This window comes from Sodalis praecaptivus (assembly GCF_000517425.1).
Classification (GTDB): domain Bacteria; phylum Pseudomonadota; class Gammaproteobacteria; order Enterobacterales; family Enterobacteriaceae; genus Sodalis_A; species Sodalis_A praecaptivus.
This window is the reverse complement of the sequence record NZ_CP006569.1, coordinates 1,092,471-1,113,800: the sequence shown is the minus strand read 5'-3', so window position 1 is coordinate 1,113,800 and position 21,330 is coordinate 1,092,471. Positions and strand designations below refer to the sequence as shown.

Here is a 21,330-nt window from a genome sequence, read left to right as displayed (position 1 = left end):
TTCTTCCGGTTTAGGTAATCAGCGAATAACAAAAACCGGAACACGGGCATAACGCACAATGTCCGCGGCATCGGAGCCAAGCAGATGAGTCTGGATATTGGTATTGCGGGAGCCAATGATGATGACATCAGCCTCTAATTCATCCGCGGCCCGCGTGACCTCATCGCGAATATTGCCGGCGCGGATATGCAGATGAACATTGTCCTGCGGCAAATCTATTTTCTTAGTCAAATCAACCAGCTTTTCTTTTGCAGACCGGTTGAGAAACGCTTCCATCTTGCGCGCGTCGGAAACAAAGCCACGCGTAAGTATGGGGGAAAATTTCTGGATGATATTCACTAAATGGATCTGTCCAGCCGAACTTTTTGCCAGAAATTCAGCATGGCGGAGGGCTTTATCCGCCAAACCCGGCGAAAAAATATCGACCGGAACGAGTATATTCTTGTACATGACGACTATCCTAAATATTACTTTAGCAGACGCGATGAATGGCGGCCCCACAAGCAAAAACAGGATGAATATTCATAGCGTTCCTGTTCGAGCAATAGAAAACACTCGGACCAGACAGTCATAAAACGTCGCGCAATGCGGTTAATTTCGTGAAGTGACAACTCAATATATAAAAAATCATCTTACAATACAACTTTATCAATGCACATAAAGCGCCCCATGACCAAAAAAGTCGCTAACAATCACTTATTAGTACTTCATTTAACTTTCGTTGTGTTCCATGCGTTATGATCTCCGGTCAAGGTATAATTAAATATCTGCAACCTACTTCATGCTTTAACGTTTACACGGCGCAGACCGCGTCACACCCCGCTTCCAGGCCAAGGCTCTCCGGCGCTTTTCACCCATTCATCGCCAGCATCAAACTAAAATAATAAATTGACGTCGCACTCCGGCTAATAAAATATGGGCTCTCCGGGTAATATAAATGCAACGAATAAAGGCGTTGATATTGAGAGAAAGAAAGTAAATTGTTATCTCTTTTCCTCTTGGCGCTTATTTCTTAACATTTAATCTCATAACAGGCTTATTGCTCGCGGCCTGCTATCATTGGCGCAACAAATCTTTTTCGCCAGAAACAACGAGGGGGCGGGATTGACAAGTGCGCAGCATCGACTCGGCGAAAGCAACGCGAGGGTTTCGCATTCCCCTTCCTCATTTTGGCGCCGGTATTTCCAGCGCCCCTTTTTGGCAAAAAAGTTAAAGCGACCGTAAGCACTGCACCACATCCGGCTGATGGCTACAGGCGATATTATGGTTAATGCGCTCAAGCAAATAGGGAAAGAACGGATTGGAGGTGGCCCGCATGAGCGACTCAAGCCCAACGATTAACGCCGACGACTCCCCCCGCATGGAGAGGGTGCCGAAGCTGATGCCATACTGCTTCTCATCGGCCGGCTGGCTGCCGTATAACGAATCCGACACCGGGAAAGGAAGGGCAACATGGGAGAGGGAGTACATTTCCTGCGGATAGCGGATATTCAACGGCTCAATAATCTCTTTTTCCTGCCCGGCCGGGGTGATTCTGGCAACGGTGTCCAACGCGCTTTCAGAGGCGTTGGTGATGACCGAGGTGGTATAACGCCGCGGCCGTGCTGGCAATAGCGTCGCCGCCGCGGTCCAGGACGAACGCCGGAACAGCGGGCGGAAACTGACGGCCTGATTAATATCGAAGATAACCAGCTCGCTACCATTATCCTTCAGATGGTTGTACAGCGATTGTACTACCGCGCGCGTGCTTACCGTGGAGTCCATGACGGATTGGAAAGTCAACACGGGGGGCAGTTCATCGAGTTTATGACTGCGCGCATCCTGTATAATCTGCCGCTGCAGCGCCTGGGTAAGCAAATAAGATTGCCGCGCCGCCTTTACGGGGAAAGAATTGTACTTAAAGGGGTTAAATTCCGGCACAATGCCGAGCCACGCCGCTTTGGCAAAGGCGGGAAATATCGACGGCAGCCCGGCGAGTCCGGCAAAGCGGGCGAAAGCGGTAACGCCTATCATCGGCGAAAGCAAGATAATCTGTTGCGGTTTACGCAACCGATTATCGTCCAGACTATCCAGCGAATATTTCATCGCCAGCGCGCCGCCGTTGGAAAACCCGACGAGATGTAGCGGCATCGTCGGCCCCGCCAGCCGCGTCGCTTCACGCACCGCCAGCCGCGTCGCCGCCAGCCAGTCCTCCCAGTCGACGCTGGTAAGGGCCGCCGGCACCGTGCCGTGACCGGGCAGGCGCGGCGCCACGGCAACAAACCCCTGCTGCTGATAGTCCTCGGCGATGCTTTTCAAACTATAGGGCGTATCGGTCAGCCCATGCAGCAGCACCACCGCGCCGCGAGGCTGTCCTGCCGGCATCAGCACATAGGAACGATTCCAGTCACGGGCAAATTTCCCCGGATAGACCAGGCTGCCGGCATAATAACGGTTAAGCGGCGTGGCTTCCTCCGGCGTAATTTTATCCGTGACGTTGGCCTTCATAGCGCGAAATAGGGCGTCTTCTTTCGCCAGATACTCCGCAAACGTAGCCTTATCAATATCGGCGGCCGTCATTTCATCCGGCACCCAGGTATGCCAGCGGTGCAGCGCCGGACCTTGCTGTGACTCGTAAACGCGGCCAATGAAAAAAACCGCCAAGAGTATCAAAAGACCTATTATCATCTTTTTCGACAGCGAAAAGACGCCGCAAAAGACGGCATTGGCGAGCTGAGTAAGCCGCTTTATTATTGCCATTATCGTAGCCTGTTGGCGTTGTAATAACGCATAAATGAGATCGCCTAACGCCACCGCGCGCAAGGGATTATCGTCATGGTCGGTAACGAATAGTAAAGTGTACGGGTCCGACAGGCGTTAATAGCCGGACGGGTGGCGGCATAGGCCGGGCTCTTCCTGCACGACGGTCCAACAGGATATAGCGCGATGAAGGCCGCGCTTTATCCTGGCGGGTCAACCCAAACCCATCGCTCAATTGTGCGACGGACTTTATGAGCGGGTAGCAATATCACGGGCGACAATAGCCGCACCGCTTTATAAACCTTCGACTATCGTCATAGCCTATGCGTTGCGCATTGCGCAGCGGTTAATGCCTCATACCTAGCGCAATATACCGGCCGACATTCACCGCCCCGCGCGAAATGTGCCTTAGTATAATAATGGATTCGCGCGTTGTCACAAAGATGAGTATAGAAATCCCGGGAATAGGTTTCATTCATACTATGACGATAAAAAGAGGAGCCAGGGTGGCGGTGGTCAGAAAAGCGTATTCACCGCCTCGCCGATGACCGTCCGAACGCACGGCAGCTGATACCAACCGGCGTTCGGCCGAAAACAGAGGGGGTTAAATCAACGGGGCAGCAGCGGCGGCAGGCAATCAGCCCCGCCGGCCACAACCGTCAAGACGCCGCCAAGGCTCGCTGGCGACTATCCGCTTCGGCAAGCAGCTCCTCGACGTTTTCCACGTTGTCCTGCGATTGACCGCAGTACATCACCATCAGCTTCAAAGTTACGCCGTTCGTCCAGCCGAAGCCGTCCTGCAACGGATATTCCCCGCCGCCGCCGCCGCCTAAACCGCTGCCTTCCACCACATATTTTTCCACCAGTTTATGCTGGTTATTATAAAGCCGCTGTACGTTGCCGAGAAAACGGGTGGCTATCTCCTCCGCCAGCGCCTCTTCGCCGTAATGGCGCAGCCCCTCCACCGCCACCCACTGCAGCGGCGCCCAGCCGTTAGGGGCATCCCACTGCTGACCCGAGACATTGGTGGTGGTGATCATGCCGCCCTGCTTAAGCAGCTGCAATCGGATCACCTCGGCGGTGCGGCGCGCGTAATCCGGCGGCGCGATTTTATTGTAGAGCGGGAATACTGTTGCGGCGGTCAATTGTTCGCGCAACTTTCCTAACAGCCAGTCGTAGTCGGCGTAATAGCCTTCGGCTTCATTCCACAAATGGTGATTGATTGCCGCTTTTCGGGCTTGCGCCGCCAGGCTGTAGCGGCCTGCCGCCTCGTTATCGCCGGTCATATGGCAGGCGTTGGCCAGCGTATGCTCCAAATGGTATATCAGCGCGTTCAGATCCACCGGCAGGATGGAGGTGGTACGGATGGAAGAAAGCTCCAAAGGATTATCAAACCAGCGCGAACTGAAATCCCAACCGGACGCGGCGCCCGCGCGCAAATCGCGATAGACTTCCGCCGCAGGTCGATCCTTTGCCTCGCTGGCGGTAAGAATGTCGTCCAGATAGGATTCGGTCCGCGGCGTATCCTCATCATCCCAATAGCGGTTTAAAAAGGCGCCATCGTGCATGCGGGCCAAACGCCCTGCCGCAACGCCGGGATCCAGGCTTTCATACCCTTCCATCCAATAGTCGTACTCTTTCTTCATTTGCGGTAAATAGCGCTCATACACTTCGCCGCCATCGTGACCGGCGAGAAGATCCACCATGAGCGAGAAAAACGGCGGCTGGGAGCGGCTGATATAATAACTGCGGTTGCCGTTGGGAATACGGCCGAATACGTTGATTTCATGTGCGAAATTATCGGTCATGCCGCGCACCAGGTCCCATTTCCCGCTCTCGGCGAGGCCTAACATGGTAAAATAGCTGTCCCAATAGTAAATTTCGCGGAAACGCCCCCCCGGCACGACATAGTCGTAGGGCATCGGCAATAACGAATCATGGGGGCGTACCCTGGCGTCATTACGGGTCAATACCGGCCATAACGTGATGATGTGTTCACGCAGACTTTGCCCGGTCGGCGGCACATATTTCACCCGGTCGGTAGGGAAAATAAAGTTTTTGTCGACAAAATGGCGCAGATTGAAATTTTTCCGCAAACGTTTGTTCTGATAATCCGCGATGATGGCCGCGGGCGCCCGGCGAGGCACCGCATCGGCAAACGTTTTCTGATCGGGATAGAGTTTGGCGGTTTGTACATCGATGTAAAGCTGGCCCAGCATGATATCTGGCGACTGCGGCGTTTCATCCTGCGGCGTGCGCTTTACCGGTGGCAGGGGTTTTACCAGCCCGGACGCTGTGCTTAATGCGGCTCCTAATGTGATAAAAGATTTCCAGGTCCACCGGAAAGAGCGTGTAATCATAGGTGAATTCTCCTTTTTTATACGCTACCCAAACTACGGTACCGGATTAATAACTATAGCTACTGCTGGCCTGCTCCGGGTCGGACAGGACGAAATGCGCGCGAAACAAAGCGGTAAGTCCGGACGCCGTTAAGGGATTATTTACGGCGCCGCGCCGGGAATAAAAAAATACGCTCACCGCCGCCGAACGTGCTCCGGGGTAATTTTTCCGCTGTTCATTGCGCCTCCGTCGTTAAATTAAACCGTATAACAGCTACTTAGGCAGAATGCTTTCACTTATGATATTTTCACTGCGCGCTAAATATAGACTATCTTCATCGTCCGGCGGGCCAACTGGCAACAAAAAAACCTGACGTCGGCCAGACCGCATGCCCTCCTCCTGCCCGCTTGAGCGGCAAGTTTCGGATTTATCGGATAATGAAGTTGAAGACTTAAAGAGCGTTGATGCGGCCGGATGGACCGTCCGTCATAGTGCGTTTGATTATCGCATAGGTCGCCGACAATAGCACTGCGCCGCTATTGTGCTACCCCGCCAGGCCTTACTTTTGGGTAGTAGAATGATATAGACTGACATCATTTCACACATTGATAATTATTACTCTTATTCTGGCCCGCGGATATTAACCCTCAAACGGGTAGCCCGCCGGGCGCCAGATTAGCGGAGCGGCTTGCGCATTAATACGATGCTTCATTCTCTCGCGTAAGGAGATATATTGGCTCATCGTCCGGGTATATACATTGCCTATAACAATGATAGCCCCTCTATCGCCTGGGCTATTCCCCTGGGACAACGGAGATCACTTTTTTACCCTTCTTTACCTATACGCCGGGCGCAAATAACCCCTCGCCCCCTAGGGCGTCGGGCGTGTTTCAGGCGGACTGGGGGAAAGCGGCCGGCGCGTCAGGCCCGTTCTGCACCCGCAGTCAGCTCGCTTACGCGCTGCCAGACGTCGGCGGGGATATAAACCGGAATATTTTCACAGCCCATAGCGCTGAATACGGCATCCATTTCGGCGCCGGACAAGGTAGCATTGATCGACATGGCTTCGATATTGAACAGCAGACCCATAATACGTTCAACAATCATCTTGATACTCCCGACCTGAGAGGTCCGTTTACCCGGGTGAAATGGAACCGTACAGTCTGTCTGTGACAGTATGACTGTTATAAACGTAAAAGGCGGTGGGAGGGAAGTGTTTTTGACGCCAGATGCCGTTTTTTACCTATTTCATTAAGGAAAATAGGCCGCAAATAGCTGAGATGATACCTCTTTTTGCCCTTTTAACCGCCAAAAGCGAAGCAAAAAATAGCCCATCGAGCCATGAAGTTAGCCAGCTGTCTAACCGCGCGAAACGGTAATTATTTGTTTTAAATCAGATAATTATTAGCACGCCGTTACGCGGTGGGGCAGAAGTTAGCCGATCTGGCAGGCGTAAACGCCACCGCGCGGCAAGGGTATGACCGCTCATTCTCCCATTAAAGGGAGATAAAATCGCTTTCTAAATCAGAAGCGGTGATCTTCCCGATTGGGGTTCTGGCAGAGTATGCGCCAGGGGCTGTCGTTGCGCGCCCCAGGACAAGCGCTGCGCCAGACGCGCCTCGTCTGGATGACGTCGGTCGTACGCTAACCGACGGTCAGCCGCCACAGCGCCGGTGACCGCCGTTCGCCGTCACGCCAGCAGGGTCTCGATATAACTGCCGATAACCTTATCCTGACAATGGGCGAAGAAATAGTGCTTGAACTTTTCGCCGCTGACGGCACCTTTGACCAAATCCTGGTCCAGATCTTTCAAGATGGAGAGCAAATCGCGGTAAGCCACCGCTTTGACGCCATCGAGGATTTTTTTGTTGCGCTGCTCCGGCACCACCCGATCGCGGGGGTACCCCTGACCGCCTTTGCTACCAAAGAGTTTTTCAAAGATATACTGCATATTCAGTTCCGCGCCCCAGCCAAAGCCTTTGGCAAACGGCAGCGAGATGGCGTTGCCGTCATTGATTTGCGCAAACATATAGCCGTCGGAGGGATCGACCGCCAGGCCGCAAATGACGCCCGGGAAAGAATTACAGGCCAACATGGCGCCGGCGCCGGTGCCGCAGCCGGTTACCACATAATCCGCCGCGCCCGCGTTCAACACAATGGCGGCCAAGATCCCATTTTGCACATAGGTCAGCGAATGGGGGTCTTCGGCGGAGTACATCCCGTAATTGAACACCTCATGCCCGAGCGGTGTCACCGCCCCCTTTAGGGTATTGAAGATCAATTCATTTTTCGCCGCTTGGCTGTTTTCATTAATTAAGGCAATTTTCATGTTTGTTGCTCCGTATCGGATTCGCTTATAACAAATTTAACGTGCCAACCACCCACCATCTACGGCGAGCGTGTAGCCGTTGATGTAATCGGCCGCGGCAGAGGCGAGAAACACCACAGGCCCCATGACATCGGCCGGCTCGCCCCAGCGACCGGCGGGGATACGCGCCAGAATTTCTTGATTGCGGACCGCACTGGCGCGCAGCGAGTCGGTATTGTTGGTCGCCATATAGCCGGGGGCGATAGCGTTCACGTTAATACCGTGCTGAGCCCATTCGTTGGCCAGCAGGCGGGTAATGCCCATCACGGCGCTTTTCGAGGCGGTATACGACGCCACACGGATCCCGCCCTGGAAAGAGAGCAGTGAGGCGACATTAATGATTTTGCCGCCATCCCCCTGGCGGATGAACTGCCGCGCGACCGCCTGCGATAAGAAAAACAGCGATTTACTGTTCAGATCCATCACCGCGTCCCACTCTTGCTCTGTAAAATCAACGGCATCTTGGCGCAAAATGATGCCTGCGTTGTTGACCAGAATATCAATTCTGCCCGCGTGCGCCAGCGCCTGGCTGAGGATGTCGGGGATCACGCGAGTATCGCTTAAATCGGCATTCAGCCCATAAAACCGTCTGCCAAGACGGGTGATGCGCGCCGCCGTCTCAGCCGGTTCGCTGCGGTTCACGCCAATGATATCGCAGCCGGCTTGTGCCAGCGCGAGAGCCATCGCCTGCCCCAGTCCCGTATTACAACCCGTTATTAGTGCGACCTTACCCGTTAATTGAAATGCGTTGAGTACCATGTTGTCTTCCTCTCGAGGCAGGTTGTAAGGTCGAATGCATGTTGGCATCATAGTAAAATGGCCCGCAGGATTCAATAATAATGAAATAACGTTTTAATTATCTACCCAGCGCGTCAGGCTCCCCTGGTTTCTGCAGATCCACCCGCTTTCCGCTTGCCCGGCGCCCCGTTCGTTTACACCCGGCCCGCACGGTTTCCGTGTGCCCGATGCGACACCGGATCCGGTTCAGATGCGGTTCCCGCTTCACGGCGTTAGGCTACGAACGTTAAACGGACCTCTATTGCCAACATCGGCAGAGTTGTTTATAAGTCATCAGTCCAAGGGATCGGCTTATACAAGGAATGTTTATGTATCATTACACTGATTGTGGTTTGGAAACCGTTTGGCTCACCAACGGCTACCGCTGCGGGAAGCAGGGGGAGCACGTCCAGGTAGACATCGAAGATAAACCCGCTCTGCATCAGGTATTGGCAAAACTACTCATCAATCGACGTAACCTTTTATCCTGTCATGAAATACGCTTTCTGCGCCGTGAAATGAGCATGAGCGTTCATGAACTGGCGTCGGTGATGGGGGTGCAAAGCGATGTGATTGAACGCTGGGAGCGCGGTGAAACCGGTCTCCCGCGGGTCGCGGATGTTTCGCTGCGGGCGTTATTTGTCGGTTCGCGGCTAGAGGAAAGCGAGCCGGGACTATATCTGCACATCTTGTCGGAAACTGAGTGCCGGCAGTCCAGCGAAACGCTGTTTTTAACGTACGCCGACAAGGGATGGCGGCAAAGCTTTCTGCGTGATAGCTGCTAATGACCCGGCTTTCGGCGTCAAATCAAGATGTGACACACATCACCTTTCCACCCGCGCCGTCCGTTATCGATCACACTTCTTTTAGCTTAACCTGTGATCTGAATCACAGGTTTTGACGGCGACTTGCAAACTCCATCACGCTTTTACCCCTTCCTTGCACTTGGCGCCTTTCTGCTTTTGAAATTACGTTTCAATTCCCCCGCCGCACTTTTACTCTTTAGGCATTACTCAATCGCCTCGGCGCCGGGACGGCAACTTTCGGCCAGCCGGCTAAGACGTGCGGGATCCAGCAGGAGGGGCAAGTTATGCGCCAGGTCAATTTCGTTTTCTGCCAGCCAACGGCAGGTTTGCTCGGCATATCGCTGCGCCGCATCGATGGCGGTGAGCAGAGTCTCCTGACGCGAACGGTTGGCGCCATACTGGTTGATATACCACCGCAAACTGATTACCTGACGGGCATGGCCAAACAGGCGCGTATAGCGGACGGCCGAGGCCCAGGCGCCGCAAAGCACGTCGGCGAACGCCGCGGGCAATTCAGCGTCGCGGCGCAGGGCTTGCGCCTGGTCGTGCAGCCGTTCGGCCAAAAAAGCGTTCTGCTGTTGCTCAAGCTGCAGCAATTCCCGCTGCGCGCGGCCCGCCTGCTCATCGTCGCGCGGAAACAACGCCTGGAACGACTGGCGCCAGTTGGCGCTACGGGCGTCGGAATGCAGCAGGCGCAGCGCGGTATCAATATCCGCCGGCAGTTGGCTGTGCTGATGCATCACCCGGCCCAGCAGATAGGGCGTTCGGCACATCCAATCGTAACTGCTGATAAACAGCTGGCGCACCGTTTGCCGCTGCACGGGATAGCCAGGACGCAATCCCTGACTGTCCAGCCACTCATCCAGCAATTGAGCCGCGCTGACCGGCGTCTCGCCGCCCGCGATTCGCGCCAGACCATAAAGATTGCCTTCATTAATCGAGCCCTGCAGGGGACTATTGTGGATCCATTCCCAGTCAAGGCGGGCGGTAATGGTCTCAAGCCTGTCGCCGGCGACCGACTGCGCCCAACTGAGCCTGCCCTGCAGCTCATCAATCAGCAGGCAAGGCAGCAACGTCCAGCCGTAATCGATACCCCACAAATCAATGTCGATCCAGATTTTGCGCGCGCCCATCGCGTTGATTGCCGGATTATTGGCGAAACCGGGACGGTAATCGACCGCGGTGGCTTTCAGCGATGCGCGCACATCCGCCGGCATTCGCGCCACTGTGCTTTGCAGCTGACGCCGCGGCCAATCGTCATCGGTGTAGTCGCGCAATACCAGCTTTTTATTCTGCCGCCGCAGCTGACGATAAAGTGCGTCCAGGGGGGCGTCCCACTGCCGCGGATGAAATTCCGGCGTTTGCAGGCTGAGAATGAGACCGCTGACGTCCGGCAACGTCGCCAGGGTAGCGCTGACGATCGTCTGATAAAAATGCTGTAGAAAACGCTGCCCCTGGTCGGGATCGTCCGTCAGCCGCAGCTCGGGATATTTGTGCGCCAGTCTACCGTCGTTGGGGAAAGCCTCCCCCTGGAGCCACAGCGAGAGCCGTCGCTGCCGGCAAAGACGACCGATACGGCGGAGGTAATGCAACGCGCTTTCGCGCTCATGAAAAAGATTATTGCGATCCGCGCCCTGGAAAGTCGGCGAGGGGGGAGCCAGCAGCGCCAGAATAGTCTGCTGATGAATGATAAGCCCGGTAAAACGGTAACGTTGCAGGGTCTCCAGCAGCGACAGCACATGCGGCCAGTGCCAGATTAGCGGTGTGTTCACCTCCAGCAGACGTTGCGGCACGCTGTCCTCCCGATGACCAGTGCGGCGTCAAGAGCAGCCAACATAAAACTATCCCGCTTAGGCTGTCAATAACACGACGGCTCATCCAGTAAATCAAGAGGTAACCAATGAAAAAATATGCGTTAGTCGGCACCGGGGGACGCGCCGGTCTTTATATCAACGCCATCGCGACGGATTTCAGCGTCCGGGCGCGCTGGGTGGCGTTCTGCGATACCAACCGCGTCAGAATGGCCTACGCCAACCGGCTCATCGGCGCACGGGGACACGCGCCGGTAACGCTCTATCATGCGCAGGAATTCGATCGCATGATCGCCGAGACTCGACCGGATGTGGTCATCGTCACCTCTATCGATCGCACCCATCATCATTATATCGTGCGGGCGATGGAACTGGGCTGCGATGTGGTCAGCGAAAAACCGATGACTATCGATGAAGATAAGTGCCAGGCTATTCTGGACGCTATCCGGCGCACCGGCAGGCAGTTACGCGTCACTTTCAATTATCGCTACGCGCCGCACCACAGCAAAATCCGCGAGCTGCTGGCGGCCGGTACCATTGGCGAGGTCTTCTCGGTTCATTTTGAATGGCTGCTGAATACCCAGCACGGCGCGGATTATTTTCGCCGCTGGCATCGCGATAAACGCAACAGCGGCGGGCTGCTGGTCCATAAATCGACGCATCATTTCGATTTGGTCAATTTCTGGCTGGGTAGCGAGCCGGAGACGGTTTACGCCCAGGGAGATTTACGTTTTTACGGCCGGGCTAACGCCGAACAGCGCGGCATCACGGATTTCTACGCTCGCTGCCACCAAAACCCGGCGGCCGAGCGCGACCCCTTCGCGCTGCACATGGCGCCAAGCCCGACCCTGCGCGCCCTTTATCTGGAAGCGGAACAGGAAGACGGCTATTTTCGCGATAAAAGCGTGTTTGACGACGGCATCAGCATTGAGGACGTCATGGGGGTGATGGTGCGCTATAAAAACCGTGCCATCATGACCTATTCGCTTAACGCTTATCTCCCTTGGGAAGGGCTCAACGTGGTGTTCAACGGCAGCCAAGGAAGACTTGAAATGAAACTGGTAGAAAAATCCTATGTCAACGGCGGCGGCGAACAGGCGCAGGAAGGCGCGCTGGACGAGTGTGATATCCGCGTGTTCCCGATGTTTGGCGACGCGTACCGGGTAGACGTCCCGCCTCAGGCCGGCGGCCACGGCGGCGGCGATCGGGTGATGCTAAACGATCTGTTTGGCGCGCCGGTGGATGATCCATTACGGCGCGCCGCGGGATTTCGCGACGGCGCGCTGTCGATAATGACCGGTATCGCCGCCAACCGTTCTTTGCGCACCGAAGCGCCGGTTAAGATTAGCGCGTTAGCGATTTCGTTGCCCGATTGACCGCTTACTGCGGCCCTGGCACCGCCCCTCCAGATTCTCCCTGCGGCGGCGAAGGGGGAGAATCGCTTTAGCGGCGTGGCGAACGCTAAAGCTCTGGCCACCAGCGATATTGCTATGCCACCATTGCTGTCGCAATAACGCTCGCCATATCGCTCCCGCGCCGGCCACAATACCGTGTCGCCAGCGATAGTGCGCTAACGCTCACCTATCGCTGCCAACGGCCACATTGCTGTATCGCCAGTGATATCGCGATAACACCAGCCATATCAATGCAACCCCATCAATATCAATTATAATCATTAGGATAGCAACCTATTCACCGCCGCCGGCCTGCGGCACCGGCAGCCACGGCGGCATTTCCAGCCTACCCAGAAAAGGTTTTTGCCCTATGTCCAAATTTTTTATGAACACCCGCAACGCCCTGGTCAATGATGCCATTGAGGGCACGATTGTCGGTTCACGCTGGCAAAACCTCGTTCAGCTCGACGTGGACCCCTTTATCCGGGTCGTGGTGCGTAAAGAGTGGCAAAAAGATCGGGTCGCGCTGATTTCCGGCGGCGGCTCGGGCCATGAGCCGGCCCACGTGGGATTTGTCGGCAAAGGGATGCTGACCGCGGCGGTTTGCGGCGATATTTTCGCCTCCCCCAGCGTCGATGCCGTTCTCAGCGCTATTCTCGCGGTTACCGGCGAGCCGGGTTGTCTGTTAATTGTGAAAAACTATACCGGCGATCGCCTTAACTTCGGGTTGGCGGCGGAGAAAGCTAAACGCCTGGGCTATCGGGTCGAGCTGGTGATGGTAGATGACGATATCTCCCTGCCGGACAACAAGCAGCCGCGCGGCATCGCCGGGACCGCCCTTATCCATAAAATTGCCGGCTACGCGGCCGAGCAGGGGCTTACGCTTGCGGAGGTGACCGCGCTGGCGCAGAAAGCTATCGGCGCAACCGCCAGTATTGGCGTGGCGATGACCGGCTGTAACCTACCGGAAGAAGAAGGCGGCGCTGCACGCATCAAAGACGGCCATGTCGAACTGGGACTGGGCATACACGGCGAGCCGGGCGCGCAGACGCTGCCGACCGTTAATAGCCGCGAACTTATCCAGGTGATGGTGGATAAGCTCAGCGCCCATCTCCCCGCCCAGGGGCCTGTGGCGGCGCTGATAAACAACCTTGGCGGCGTCTCTCCCCTGGAAATGAGCGTGCTCACCAAAGAGCTGGTCCATTCTGCGTTGCGCGATCGCCTGAGCTATCTTATCGGCCCGGCGCCGCTGGTCAGTGCGCTGGATATGAAGGGGTTCTCGCTGTCGTTGCTGGCGCTGGACGCTACCCTGACCACCGCGCTGCTAGCGGAGGTGGAAACCGCCGGCTGGCAACCGGCGGTGCGCTGGCAACCGCTGACTCGGCAACAAGCCGCTAATCCCCGCCAAACGACACGCGTCACGCCATCCGTTAACGCCCGCACGGGTAATATTATCGACGTCGTTACCGAAACCCTGCTGACGCTGGAAAACGAGCTTAACCGGCTTGATAGCCTGGTGGGAGACGGCGATACCGGCACCACCTTCGCCGCCGGCGCACGTGAAATCGCCACGCTGAACCGTGAAGGTCAATTACCCCAGGACGATCCCGCGGCGCTGCTGACGCTAATAGGCGATAAACTGGCCACCATTATGGGCGGCTCCAGCGGCGTATTGATGTCAATATTCTTTACCGCGGCCGGTCAGCAGGTGGCCGAAGGCCAACCGTTGGCGCAGGCGCTGCTGGCCGGCCTTCAGCAAATGAAACATTACGGCGGCGCCGAGCGCGGCGACCGTACCCTTATCGATGCGCTGCAACCGGCGCTGGAGGCGCTGGCCGAGGGCGCTGACCTGCGCCATGCGGCGGATGCCGCCCGCGCGGGGGCCGACGCCACCGCTGCTATGGATAAGGCGAACGCCGGCCGGTCCGCCTATCTCAATAGCGACAACCTCACCGGCCATAAAGATCCGGGCGCGTATGCGATAGAGAAAGCGTTTGCTAATCTGGCGGCGCAAGCGGGGTAAACGCCCCCTTTTGGCGCCCTCCTTCCCTGCAACGGCGCAGCGCGCCACCGCCGGCGGCCTGGCCAACGCGCCGCCAAGAAAGCGGCAACGCAGGTTGCCAGGGGAGGGGCGATGCGCGCCGCCAAGAAGGCGGCAACGCTGGTTGCCAGGAGAGGGGCGATGCGCGCCGCAACGGTCGCTCTGCGGCCGTGTTCAAGGCGTGCAGCGAAGCGCAAGGCGCATGCGCCGGTTTTTATTTTGCGGTCTCATCCAAACCGAAGCGCTCTTCCAATTCCCGCTTTAGATTGTCGGAACGCTTGCCGAAGATGGCCTGCACTTGATGCCCCAAAATGATCACCCCCAGCGCCCCCAGACTCTGAATGGTGCCGCTGTTCACTTTAGCTAAATCCTTGACCGTCACCCGCAGCCGAGTGATACAGGCATCCACTTCACGGATATTCCACCGCCCGCCGAGGGCGGCAATCAATGCAGCGAGATCCGGATCGCCCGGCTCCGGATGCTGGGCCTGATGCATTCTTTCACGAACAAAACGGACAAACTCAACAATATTTAGCATAGCGTTATTCCTCATTATCCCGATCAAGCCATTCCGGCATGGAACGCGTCACGTCCGTTTCAGGCCGTTTGGCATGCCGCCGCCCACCGCTCGTTTCCCTACGCCGACTCGTTATTCCTTACGTTTAAACTAAGTCGCTTTCATCCTAGCGCCGCCGACCTGAACGCGCCATGGCTATGCCCTACGGTTAGCGATTTGCTCTATACCGTTTTTTTACATCTATACTTGCCAAGGCGCTTCGAGGAAAAAGAGCGTTCACCCGACGGCAGGCCTTTTGAGGTAATAAGCATGGAGAATAAGTCCGCATCCGATGATTACCGCAGTAGACAATATCCGGTGCAAGAACATATGGCGTTCCAACGCCTCGCCTGGACATTACAGCGCTGGGGCACGTTCTTGCTGTTTTTATTCGTACTGTTGGCGGCGCTTGGACTGTTTTCACAGGGTTTGATGAGCGATGCCTCTAGGCAAAGCTCCTCGGGCAATCTCAAGCTGGAGTACGATCGTTTTGCGCGCAACACTACCGACACCCATTATGTTATTCATGTAAGGATCAATAAAGAAAACGCCATGCAAATCAAGCTGACGGGCAATATCATTAACAATTTTGATATTGAATATATTCAGCCGCAGCCGCAATCCGCCAGTCTTAATAATAATACCCTGACGCTGACCCAAAGCATTCCTGAGAAAGATCAATGGTATAGCATGTATATTACTCTCAAACCCAATAAAATGGGTTATTTTACCAATACCATAATGACTTCCGGGACGGAGAAAATTACGTTTAATCAGCTAGTTTATCCATAAGGTGATGAAACATGGATATGGTATTACGTGCGGGATTTATTTATATACTGTTAATTGTCGTTTTTCGTATTTCCGGCCGGCGCACCTTGCTGGAAATGAACAGTTTCGACTTCATTTTGCTATTGATAATCAGTGAAGCCTGCCAACAGGCCATTTTGGGCGAGGACTTCTCATTGGTGGGCGCCGCTATCGCTATCGTCACGTTAATCGTAATGGATATTGCATTATCTTTTCTTAAAGGCAAATCTCAGTTGGTCTGGTTGGCAATGGACGGACCACCGGTACTGCTCATCGATGACGGTAAAATCCTTGAACTCCGAATGAAAAAAATGAATATCAGTCACGATGATTTATTAACCAGCGCCCGCAAATCAGACGGAATATTGTCGCTGGAGCGCATTCGCTACGCGATACTTGAACAAAATGGCAAAATTACCATCATTCCGAAGGAGGATAACTAACCGTCTGTGAGGTTATCGACAGCTTGCCCTGCGGGCGGCAGAAACGATCATCAGGCCGGTGCTCGCTGGCCCGTTAATATCAACAGATTTGCGCAACGGCCGAGGCCTTAAACGGCGAGTGGTACCTGCCGCGCTTAACCCGCGGCAGGGTTCTCACCGTCGCGTTTATCGACCGTCCCGCTGGTGTGTTCCGTCCCGGCCGCCGGTATGAAGGACGTGGCAGATCGCGTCGCCAGAGCGGCATTAGCAAAACCTTTTCTGATTATGGAGGAATGCGCGAGCGATGAGCTGATAATAACCTAAGAAAATTCTTTATTTGTCGATTACCCTCGACACCAAGGCATTTTGCGCTATGAAACAAATCGGCTTTTTTTTACCGCTTGGGTGGCACGGGCGACAACGCATTGATAACGTTGCACACCCAATCAAAAAAGTTCAACGGGGAATTTTATTGATATATAACATTGTTGAATACACAAACCTAACCTAAGCTTAGTTTATTGGCTTTTTGTGCCATTTTTTAAAAACGCCAGCCATTATTTATTATGTCCATGACAATATTACTATTTTTATGATATTACTGACAAGGTGACAATAATGAACGTTAAGACCCTGGAAGATTTATTTATTCATTCTCTCTCCGATGTTTATAGTGCGGAGAAACAGATCACCAAAGCGCTGCCTAAAATGGCCCGAGCCGCTACCGAACCGCAGTTAATTGAGGGATTTAAATTACATTTGGAAGAAACGCAGGGACAAATCGAACGACTCGACAAATTGGTGGAAGTGACGCCGGGCGTTAAAATAAAGCGTATGAAATGTATGGCGATGGAAGGGTTAGTCGAGGAATCGCAGGAAATTATCGAGGAAGTGGAAAAAGGCCCCGTGCGTGATGCCGGCTTAATTGGCGCCGCGCAGAAGGTTGAGCACTATGAAATCGCTACTTACGGTACCTTGAGTACTTTAGCCGGGTTGCTAGGCTACAGTGAGGCAAAAACACTTCTCGACGAGACCCTTCAGGAAGAAAAGGCCACCGATGTGAAATTATCAAAGCTCGCCACCGGTGGCGTTAACAGTAAAGCCGGCAAGAGATAACGGCGGCCTGGCCGGGGCGCTTGAGGGGTCCCGCAGCCAGCGTGAAACGGCCTTATTATCCCTTTAACCCCCCCTAAATCGCCCTTGGCCGCGTTTCTAGCCTGCTGAGAGCCTGTCGAGGGTTTTACTGCTTATCGAACAGTTGAGAACAGTTGGCGGGGCTAAGCGATATCACGTTGGTAATATACGCTCCGCCCTCCACCTTGACTCAGCGGTGCCATTATACGATGACTGACGTTGGGGCATTGCGGTCTGAGCGCGGGGTACGCTGCATTAATGCGTGGCGGATAAGCGATCGCTAAGCCGATGATTTTCCTCGCATCTGGCATGTGGCCCGCGAGCTAAGGGGTCAGCCCGCAGGCGCGACAGCGACTTGGCGATTTGGCGATTTGGCGATTTGGCGATTTGGCGATTTGGCGATTTGGCGATTTGGCGATTTGGCGATTTGGCGATTTGGCAGCATCGCAGTTATGCCAGAATAATCAAACCCAATACGCAATTTAGCGCGGTTAAATTATCCACCCTAGCCGTTATCGGCCGGCGCTTTTACCTTCCTGGATTACCATAAGCCTCCGCAATTACCAAAGCCCCGCAGTTAAGCGCCCGGCGTTAATGTCACACCTGCCCCCTTTCGACCCCCTTAGTGGGGATGATAAGCCATTGAGGCAAACGCAGACAGATATATTCATCGACAACTTTTTGCCGCTAAATGAGCACTTACTTTGGGATGGCGTGTGCAAGCGCCCTAGGATAAAACATTATCGCTTGCCCGTGCATACGCTCGCTTAAGCGTATTTTCGCCTGTGCTAAAAATTAATCTAGTTGGCGATGCAGCAAAAAAGCCAGGAATTTACCCCCTGTAAATTTGTGGGCAGGAAGAATACCAGAGCGTGGAAAGGTGAGAAAAAAACCGGGCGAAACCCGGTTTAATGAAAAGAGAAAGAGCTTGGCATCAGGATACTATTTTCGGGCTTCGGTATGGGGCGCCTTCGAGCGCATCATGAACTGTTGCGTCACTTCCGGCAAGTGTTCCAACAGCCAGGATGCCATCGCTTTTTCCTGCGCCAAAATTTGCGTCAAAATGCGTTCACCTTCGGTATCCCCCACCGCTTTCGCGGCGGCAATCAGAGAGGTATAAGATGCGATTTCCAGATTTTCAAACACGTAGCCGCTAATGGCGCCTTTAACTACCTCGTCCGACGCGAGCATTCCGCCCATTGCCTGACCGATGGCGGCCATTTTGGCGGTGACGTCTTTAAATGTCGACGATGATGAATCATAGCGTTTGATAATTGATTCCACTAAACGCTGCTGTTCGCGTGTTTCATCAATATGCTGTTTGATTCGAGTTTCCAAAACGGGATAATGTTCGAGTCGGCCGGCCATTTTTTTAAGCATGGTCTCAGCCTGCTCTTCCATTGCATGGGCATCACGTAACCAGTCAAGATAATTCTCGTGTAAATCGGCCATAATAAACCTCTTGAGCACAAATAATATAATAAAAAAATAATGTTCTTCACGCTTTAAGTTTAGTCTCGATCGGGTATTTCGCCAGTAACGGGTGACGTTATTTTTCCGTGAAAGGCGGAGAAGATCGCGCTTGGCTAAACATGTCATGTCGCAAAAAAGAGTTTCTGGCGGTTAGGTTTATTGCCCTTTCCATTAATTTTCCGCCAGGTTAACACATTGTTTTAAGCACGGCTTTTCAAGTATCGCCCCGTTGTTACATTATCGATTCATCGCCCGGTAAGCCTGCTGTCCCTGTCGCAATTCGTCCCATAACGGAAAATCCGCGATGAAAATGAACACAAGTCATGCACCGATAACGCCAAGCGTAACGCTCGGGGGCACCAGCGATTTCTTCTGTTTGCGCAACAATTATCCTTCTGTGACGCAATTTTATACTTTAAGGCGGTAACAATAACTGATAAGCTGTATATAATAACAGTAAAAATGGATTACCGTCAGTGCATAAACCGTTGTCCGCCGCGCGCCGGGAATTTGATCCCGCCGAGGCTTATCAATACCCGGAGCATCTTCGTCCTTTTATTGTCGATCTGCCTTCCTCCCCCGGCGTCTATGTCTTCCACAGCGACAGCGACGTGATGCCGCTTTATGTCGGCAAAAGCGTCAATATTCGCAGCCGGGTGATGTCGCATTTGCGAACCGCGGAAGAAGCCCGCATGCTGCGCCAGGCCCGCCGTATCAGCTTTCACCGTACCGCTGGCGAAATCGGCGCGCTACTGCTCGAAGCACAAATGATAAAGCAGCTGCAGCCTTTGCATAATAAACGGCTGCGTCGCAACCGTCAGCTTTGCTCCATCCAGGTGGTACAGGGCGTGCCGTCCATCGTCAGCGCCAAAGAAATTGATTTTGCCCGCACGCCGGATCTCTACGGCCTGTATTCCAGCCGTCGCGCGGCGCAGCAATCGCTTCTCGCTATCGGCGACAGCGAGCAATTATGCTATTCCCTACTTGGACTGGAGCGTGTAAGCCACGGCCGGCCGTGTTTTCGCCATCATCTTGGCCGCTGCGCCGGAGCCTGTTGCGGCCGGGAGAGCCGGGAAGATCATCACCTAAGACTGATGGATGCGCTGGGGCAGATGCGGATTTTCTGTTGGCCTTATTCAGGCCCGGTGGGACTGGTGGAAACGGATGGCGATCGGCGACAGATCCATGTGGTGGATAATTGGTTCTATCTCGGATCGGTGGAAACGCTGGCGCAAGCCGCCGGGCTGCGCACGGTATCCCCCAGTTTTGACAGCGACGGTTATAAAATTTTGTGCGGGCCTATCATGAGCGGCCGCCATGACATCATTGAACTGACCTGACGCCCTCGCGCCAGGTCGGCCCCCCTTCCCGGCCTCTGCTTGCGCTGAGGCGCCCACAGCGAGTGACGGAGACCCGGTCACCGCTTTTGCCCCCGCGGCGATAAGGGTAAGCGGCGCTAACGCCCCTACAGCTTCCACCATTGGCGCAGGGTCCTTCACCGGTCAACACCGGCGGCGCGATCGCAGGGACAGCACCGTTGAGCACCGTTGAGCACCGTTGAGCACCGTTGAGCACCGTTGAGCACCGTTGAGCACCGTTGAGCACCGTTGAGCACCGTTGAGCACCGTTGAGCACCGTTGAGCACCGTTGAGCACCGTTGAGCACCGTTGAGCACCGTTGAGCACCGTTGAGCACCGTTGAGCACCGTTGAGCACCGTTGAGCACCGTTGAGCACCGTTGAGCACCGTCTATTAGATGCCTAAAAGCGATCGACCGTCAAGCTAACCGCCCTCAACCTACAGGATTAATGTTACTTTTCGCGACGTGCTCGGGCGTCTCATCCTTGCCCGGTCGCCAGCACCGAAAAGGCGCTAAGCAAACCCACCAACGACGCCATATCCTCGCGGGTATAATGCACCGTTAACGCATCGCTACGGCCGACGCCGGGCACCAGGCAGAAAAGATCCGCCAGCGCCGGCCGCGCTACCATCACTTCCAACCGGTAAGGTGGGGCGATCCGCGACGCCAGCGTGCCGCCTCCCTCCCGTACGGCGCGCTCGGCGGCTTGGCGAATTACGGCCTGCGCCTGCGCTGGGCTAAGGGACTCCGCCGCATTTTGCGAAATGGCGCGTTTTACGCAGGCGTAACCGGCAAAGGGATAATACCGCGCGATCCATCGCTGTAGCATGTCGTCTCCGCTGACCAGCCACAGCGGCGTCTTCCACTCCGCGCCCAGGGCGGCGTAAATGTCGCTTTCCGCCATCACTTCGCCATTAATGGTCACGCGGTAAAAAGCCCGGCCGTTAATGGTGTGAGCCAGCACGCCGAATTCGCCGGCGGCGCTGTGATAGCCGATAAACATCATACCGTCGAAAGGCTGTTGCTGAAGCCCTTCCGCCATCGACAGCGGCCGCGGTTTACCCTGCAACAGCCGCGCGCGCGGATCTATCCTATCGGCGCGCAGGTTTTCCATCGCGCCATGACTGTCCGCCACGACCACCTCACTGGCGCCGCCGGCGAAAGCCCCTTCGATCGCGGCGTTGACTTCCTGTTCCATCAGCGCACGCGCCAGCGGGTACTCCACGCTGCCGGCCCGGCACTGTTCTCGGCCGGTCACGCCGGCTATGCCCTCTATATCCGCCGAAATAAATACCCGCAT

At 54.9% G+C, this 21,330-nt stretch carries 17 protein-coding genes; 7 read left to right on the top strand and 10 right to left on the bottom strand.

The window, feature by feature from the left end; genetic code table 11:
* Positions 1 to 18: 18 nt before the first annotated feature.
* The 6 genes from SANT_RS05005 to kduD form a co-directional block, all read right to left on the bottom strand.
* Positions 19 to 450: a universal stress protein gene (locus tag SANT_RS05005; RefSeq protein WP_025421204.1), complete on the bottom strand. Its 432-nt coding sequence runs from the start codon at positions 448 to 450 to the stop codon at positions 19 to 21.
* Between the two features lie 759 nt (positions 451 to 1,209).
* Entirely contained in the window at positions 1,210 to 2,739 is a 1,530-nt protein-coding gene (locus tag SANT_RS05000; protein ID WP_025421203.1) for an alpha/beta hydrolase, read from the bottom strand.
* A gap of 659 nt (positions 2,740 to 3,398) precedes the next feature.
* Positions 3,399 to 5,099 carry an alpha,alpha-trehalase TreA gene (gene treA, locus SANT_RS04995; protein WP_025421202.1) on the bottom strand — a complete coding sequence of 567 codons (1,701 nt, stop codon included), beginning with the start codon at positions 5,097 to 5,099 and terminating at the stop codon, positions 3,399 to 3,401.
* A gap of 901 nt (positions 5,100 to 6,000) precedes the next feature.
* On the bottom strand, positions 6,001 to 6,186 hold the full coding sequence (locus SANT_RS04990) for a hypothetical protein (protein WP_025421201.1): 186 nt from the start codon (positions 6,184 to 6,186) through the stop codon (positions 6,001 to 6,003).
* Positions 6,187 to 6,769: 583 nt separating this feature from the next.
* On the bottom strand, positions 6,770 to 7,408 hold the full coding sequence (locus SANT_RS04985) for an RpiB/LacA/LacB family sugar-phosphate isomerase (protein WP_025421200.1): 639 nt from the start codon (positions 7,406 to 7,408) through the stop codon (positions 6,770 to 6,772).
* Between the two features lie 36 nt (positions 7,409 to 7,444).
* Positions 7,445 to 8,206 carry a 2-dehydro-3-deoxy-D-gluconate 5-dehydrogenase KduD gene (gene kduD, locus SANT_RS04980; RefSeq protein WP_025421199.1) on the bottom strand — a complete coding sequence of 254 codons (762 nt, stop codon included), beginning with the start codon at positions 8,204 to 8,206 and terminating at the stop codon, positions 7,445 to 7,447.
* Positions 8,207 to 8,553: 347 nt separating this feature from the next.
* On the opposite strand from kduD, the gene SANT_RS04975 reads away from it, so the two are divergent.
* Positions 8,554 to 9,009, top strand: a complete 456-nt coding sequence (locus SANT_RS04975; protein WP_025421198.1) for a transcriptional regulator — start codon at positions 8,554 to 8,556, stop codon at positions 9,007 to 9,009.
* Between the two features lie 224 nt (positions 9,010 to 9,233).
* On the opposite strand, the gene SANT_RS04970 is transcribed toward SANT_RS04975, so the two are convergent.
* The gene (locus SANT_RS04970; protein ID WP_025421197.1) at positions 9,234 to 10,823 is read right to left on the bottom strand and encodes a hypothetical protein; all 1,590 of its coding nucleotides are present in this window, start codon (positions 10,821 to 10,823) and stop codon (positions 9,234 to 9,236) included.
* Between the two features lie 107 nt (positions 10,824 to 10,930).
* On the opposite strand from SANT_RS04970, the gene SANT_RS04965 reads away from it, so the two are divergent.
* Together SANT_RS04965 and SANT_RS04960 are read left to right on the top strand one after the other, a co-directional pair.
* The gene (locus SANT_RS04965; RefSeq protein WP_025421196.1) at positions 10,931 to 12,217 is read left to right on the top strand and encodes a Gfo/Idh/MocA family oxidoreductase; all 1,287 of its coding nucleotides are present in this window, start codon (positions 10,931 to 10,933) and stop codon (positions 12,215 to 12,217) included.
* A 388-nt stretch (positions 12,218 to 12,605) separates the two neighbouring features.
* Positions 12,606 to 14,258 carry a dihydroxyacetone kinase subunit DhaK gene (locus SANT_RS04960; protein WP_025421195.1) on the top strand — a complete coding sequence of 551 codons (1,653 nt, stop codon included), beginning with the start codon at positions 12,606 to 12,608 and terminating at the stop codon, positions 14,256 to 14,258.
* Positions 14,259 to 14,490: 232 nt separating this feature from the next.
* Here the strand turns inward: SANT_RS04960 and SANT_RS04955 are convergent, their stop codons facing one another.
* Positions 14,491 to 14,814 carry a glucose PTS transporter subunit EIIB gene (locus tag SANT_RS04955; protein ID WP_025421194.1) on the bottom strand — a complete coding sequence of 108 codons (324 nt, stop codon included), beginning with the start codon at positions 14,812 to 14,814 and terminating at the stop codon, positions 14,491 to 14,493.
* A 288-nt stretch (positions 14,815 to 15,102) separates the two neighbouring features.
* On the opposite strand from SANT_RS04955, the gene SANT_RS04950 reads away from it, so the two are divergent.
* The 3 genes from SANT_RS04950 (at position 15,103) to SANT_RS04940 (ending at position 17,180) form a co-directional block, all read left to right on the top strand.
* Positions 15,103 to 15,624, top strand: a complete 522-nt coding sequence (locus SANT_RS04950; protein WP_025421193.1) for a hypothetical protein — start codon at positions 15,103 to 15,105, stop codon at positions 15,622 to 15,624.
* 11 nt (positions 15,625 to 15,635) lie between these two features.
* Positions 15,636 to 16,085, top strand: a complete 450-nt coding sequence (locus tag SANT_RS04945) for a DUF421 domain-containing protein (RefSeq protein WP_025421192.1) — start codon at positions 15,636 to 15,638, stop codon at positions 16,083 to 16,085.
* A gap of 597 nt (positions 16,086 to 16,682) precedes the next feature.
* Positions 16,683 to 17,180, top strand: coding sequence for a ferritin-like domain-containing protein (locus SANT_RS04940; RefSeq protein ID WP_025421191.1), 498 nt, complete (start codon positions 16,683 to 16,685; stop codon positions 17,178 to 17,180).
* Positions 17,181 to 18,140: 960 nt separating this feature from the next.
* On the opposite strand, the gene SANT_RS04930 is transcribed toward SANT_RS04940, so the two are convergent.
* On the bottom strand, positions 18,141 to 18,650 hold the full coding sequence (locus SANT_RS04930) for a ferritin-like domain-containing protein (RefSeq protein WP_025421190.1): 510 nt from the start codon (positions 18,648 to 18,650) through the stop codon (positions 18,141 to 18,143).
* 497 nt (positions 18,651 to 19,147) lie between these two features.
* Between SANT_RS04930 and cho the strand changes: the two genes are divergently transcribed.
* Positions 19,148 to 20,011 (top strand): excinuclease Cho, encoded by an 864-nt coding sequence (gene cho / locus SANT_RS04925; protein ID WP_025421189.1) that lies wholly within the window; start codon positions 19,148 to 19,150, stop codon positions 20,009 to 20,011.
* Positions 20,012 to 20,508: 497 nt separating this feature from the next.
* On the opposite strand, the gene SANT_RS04920 is transcribed toward cho, so the two are convergent.
* Positions 20,509 to 21,330, bottom strand: a complete 822-nt coding sequence (locus SANT_RS04920) for a M55 family metallopeptidase (RefSeq protein ID WP_025421188.1) — start codon at positions 21,328 to 21,330, stop codon at positions 20,509 to 20,511.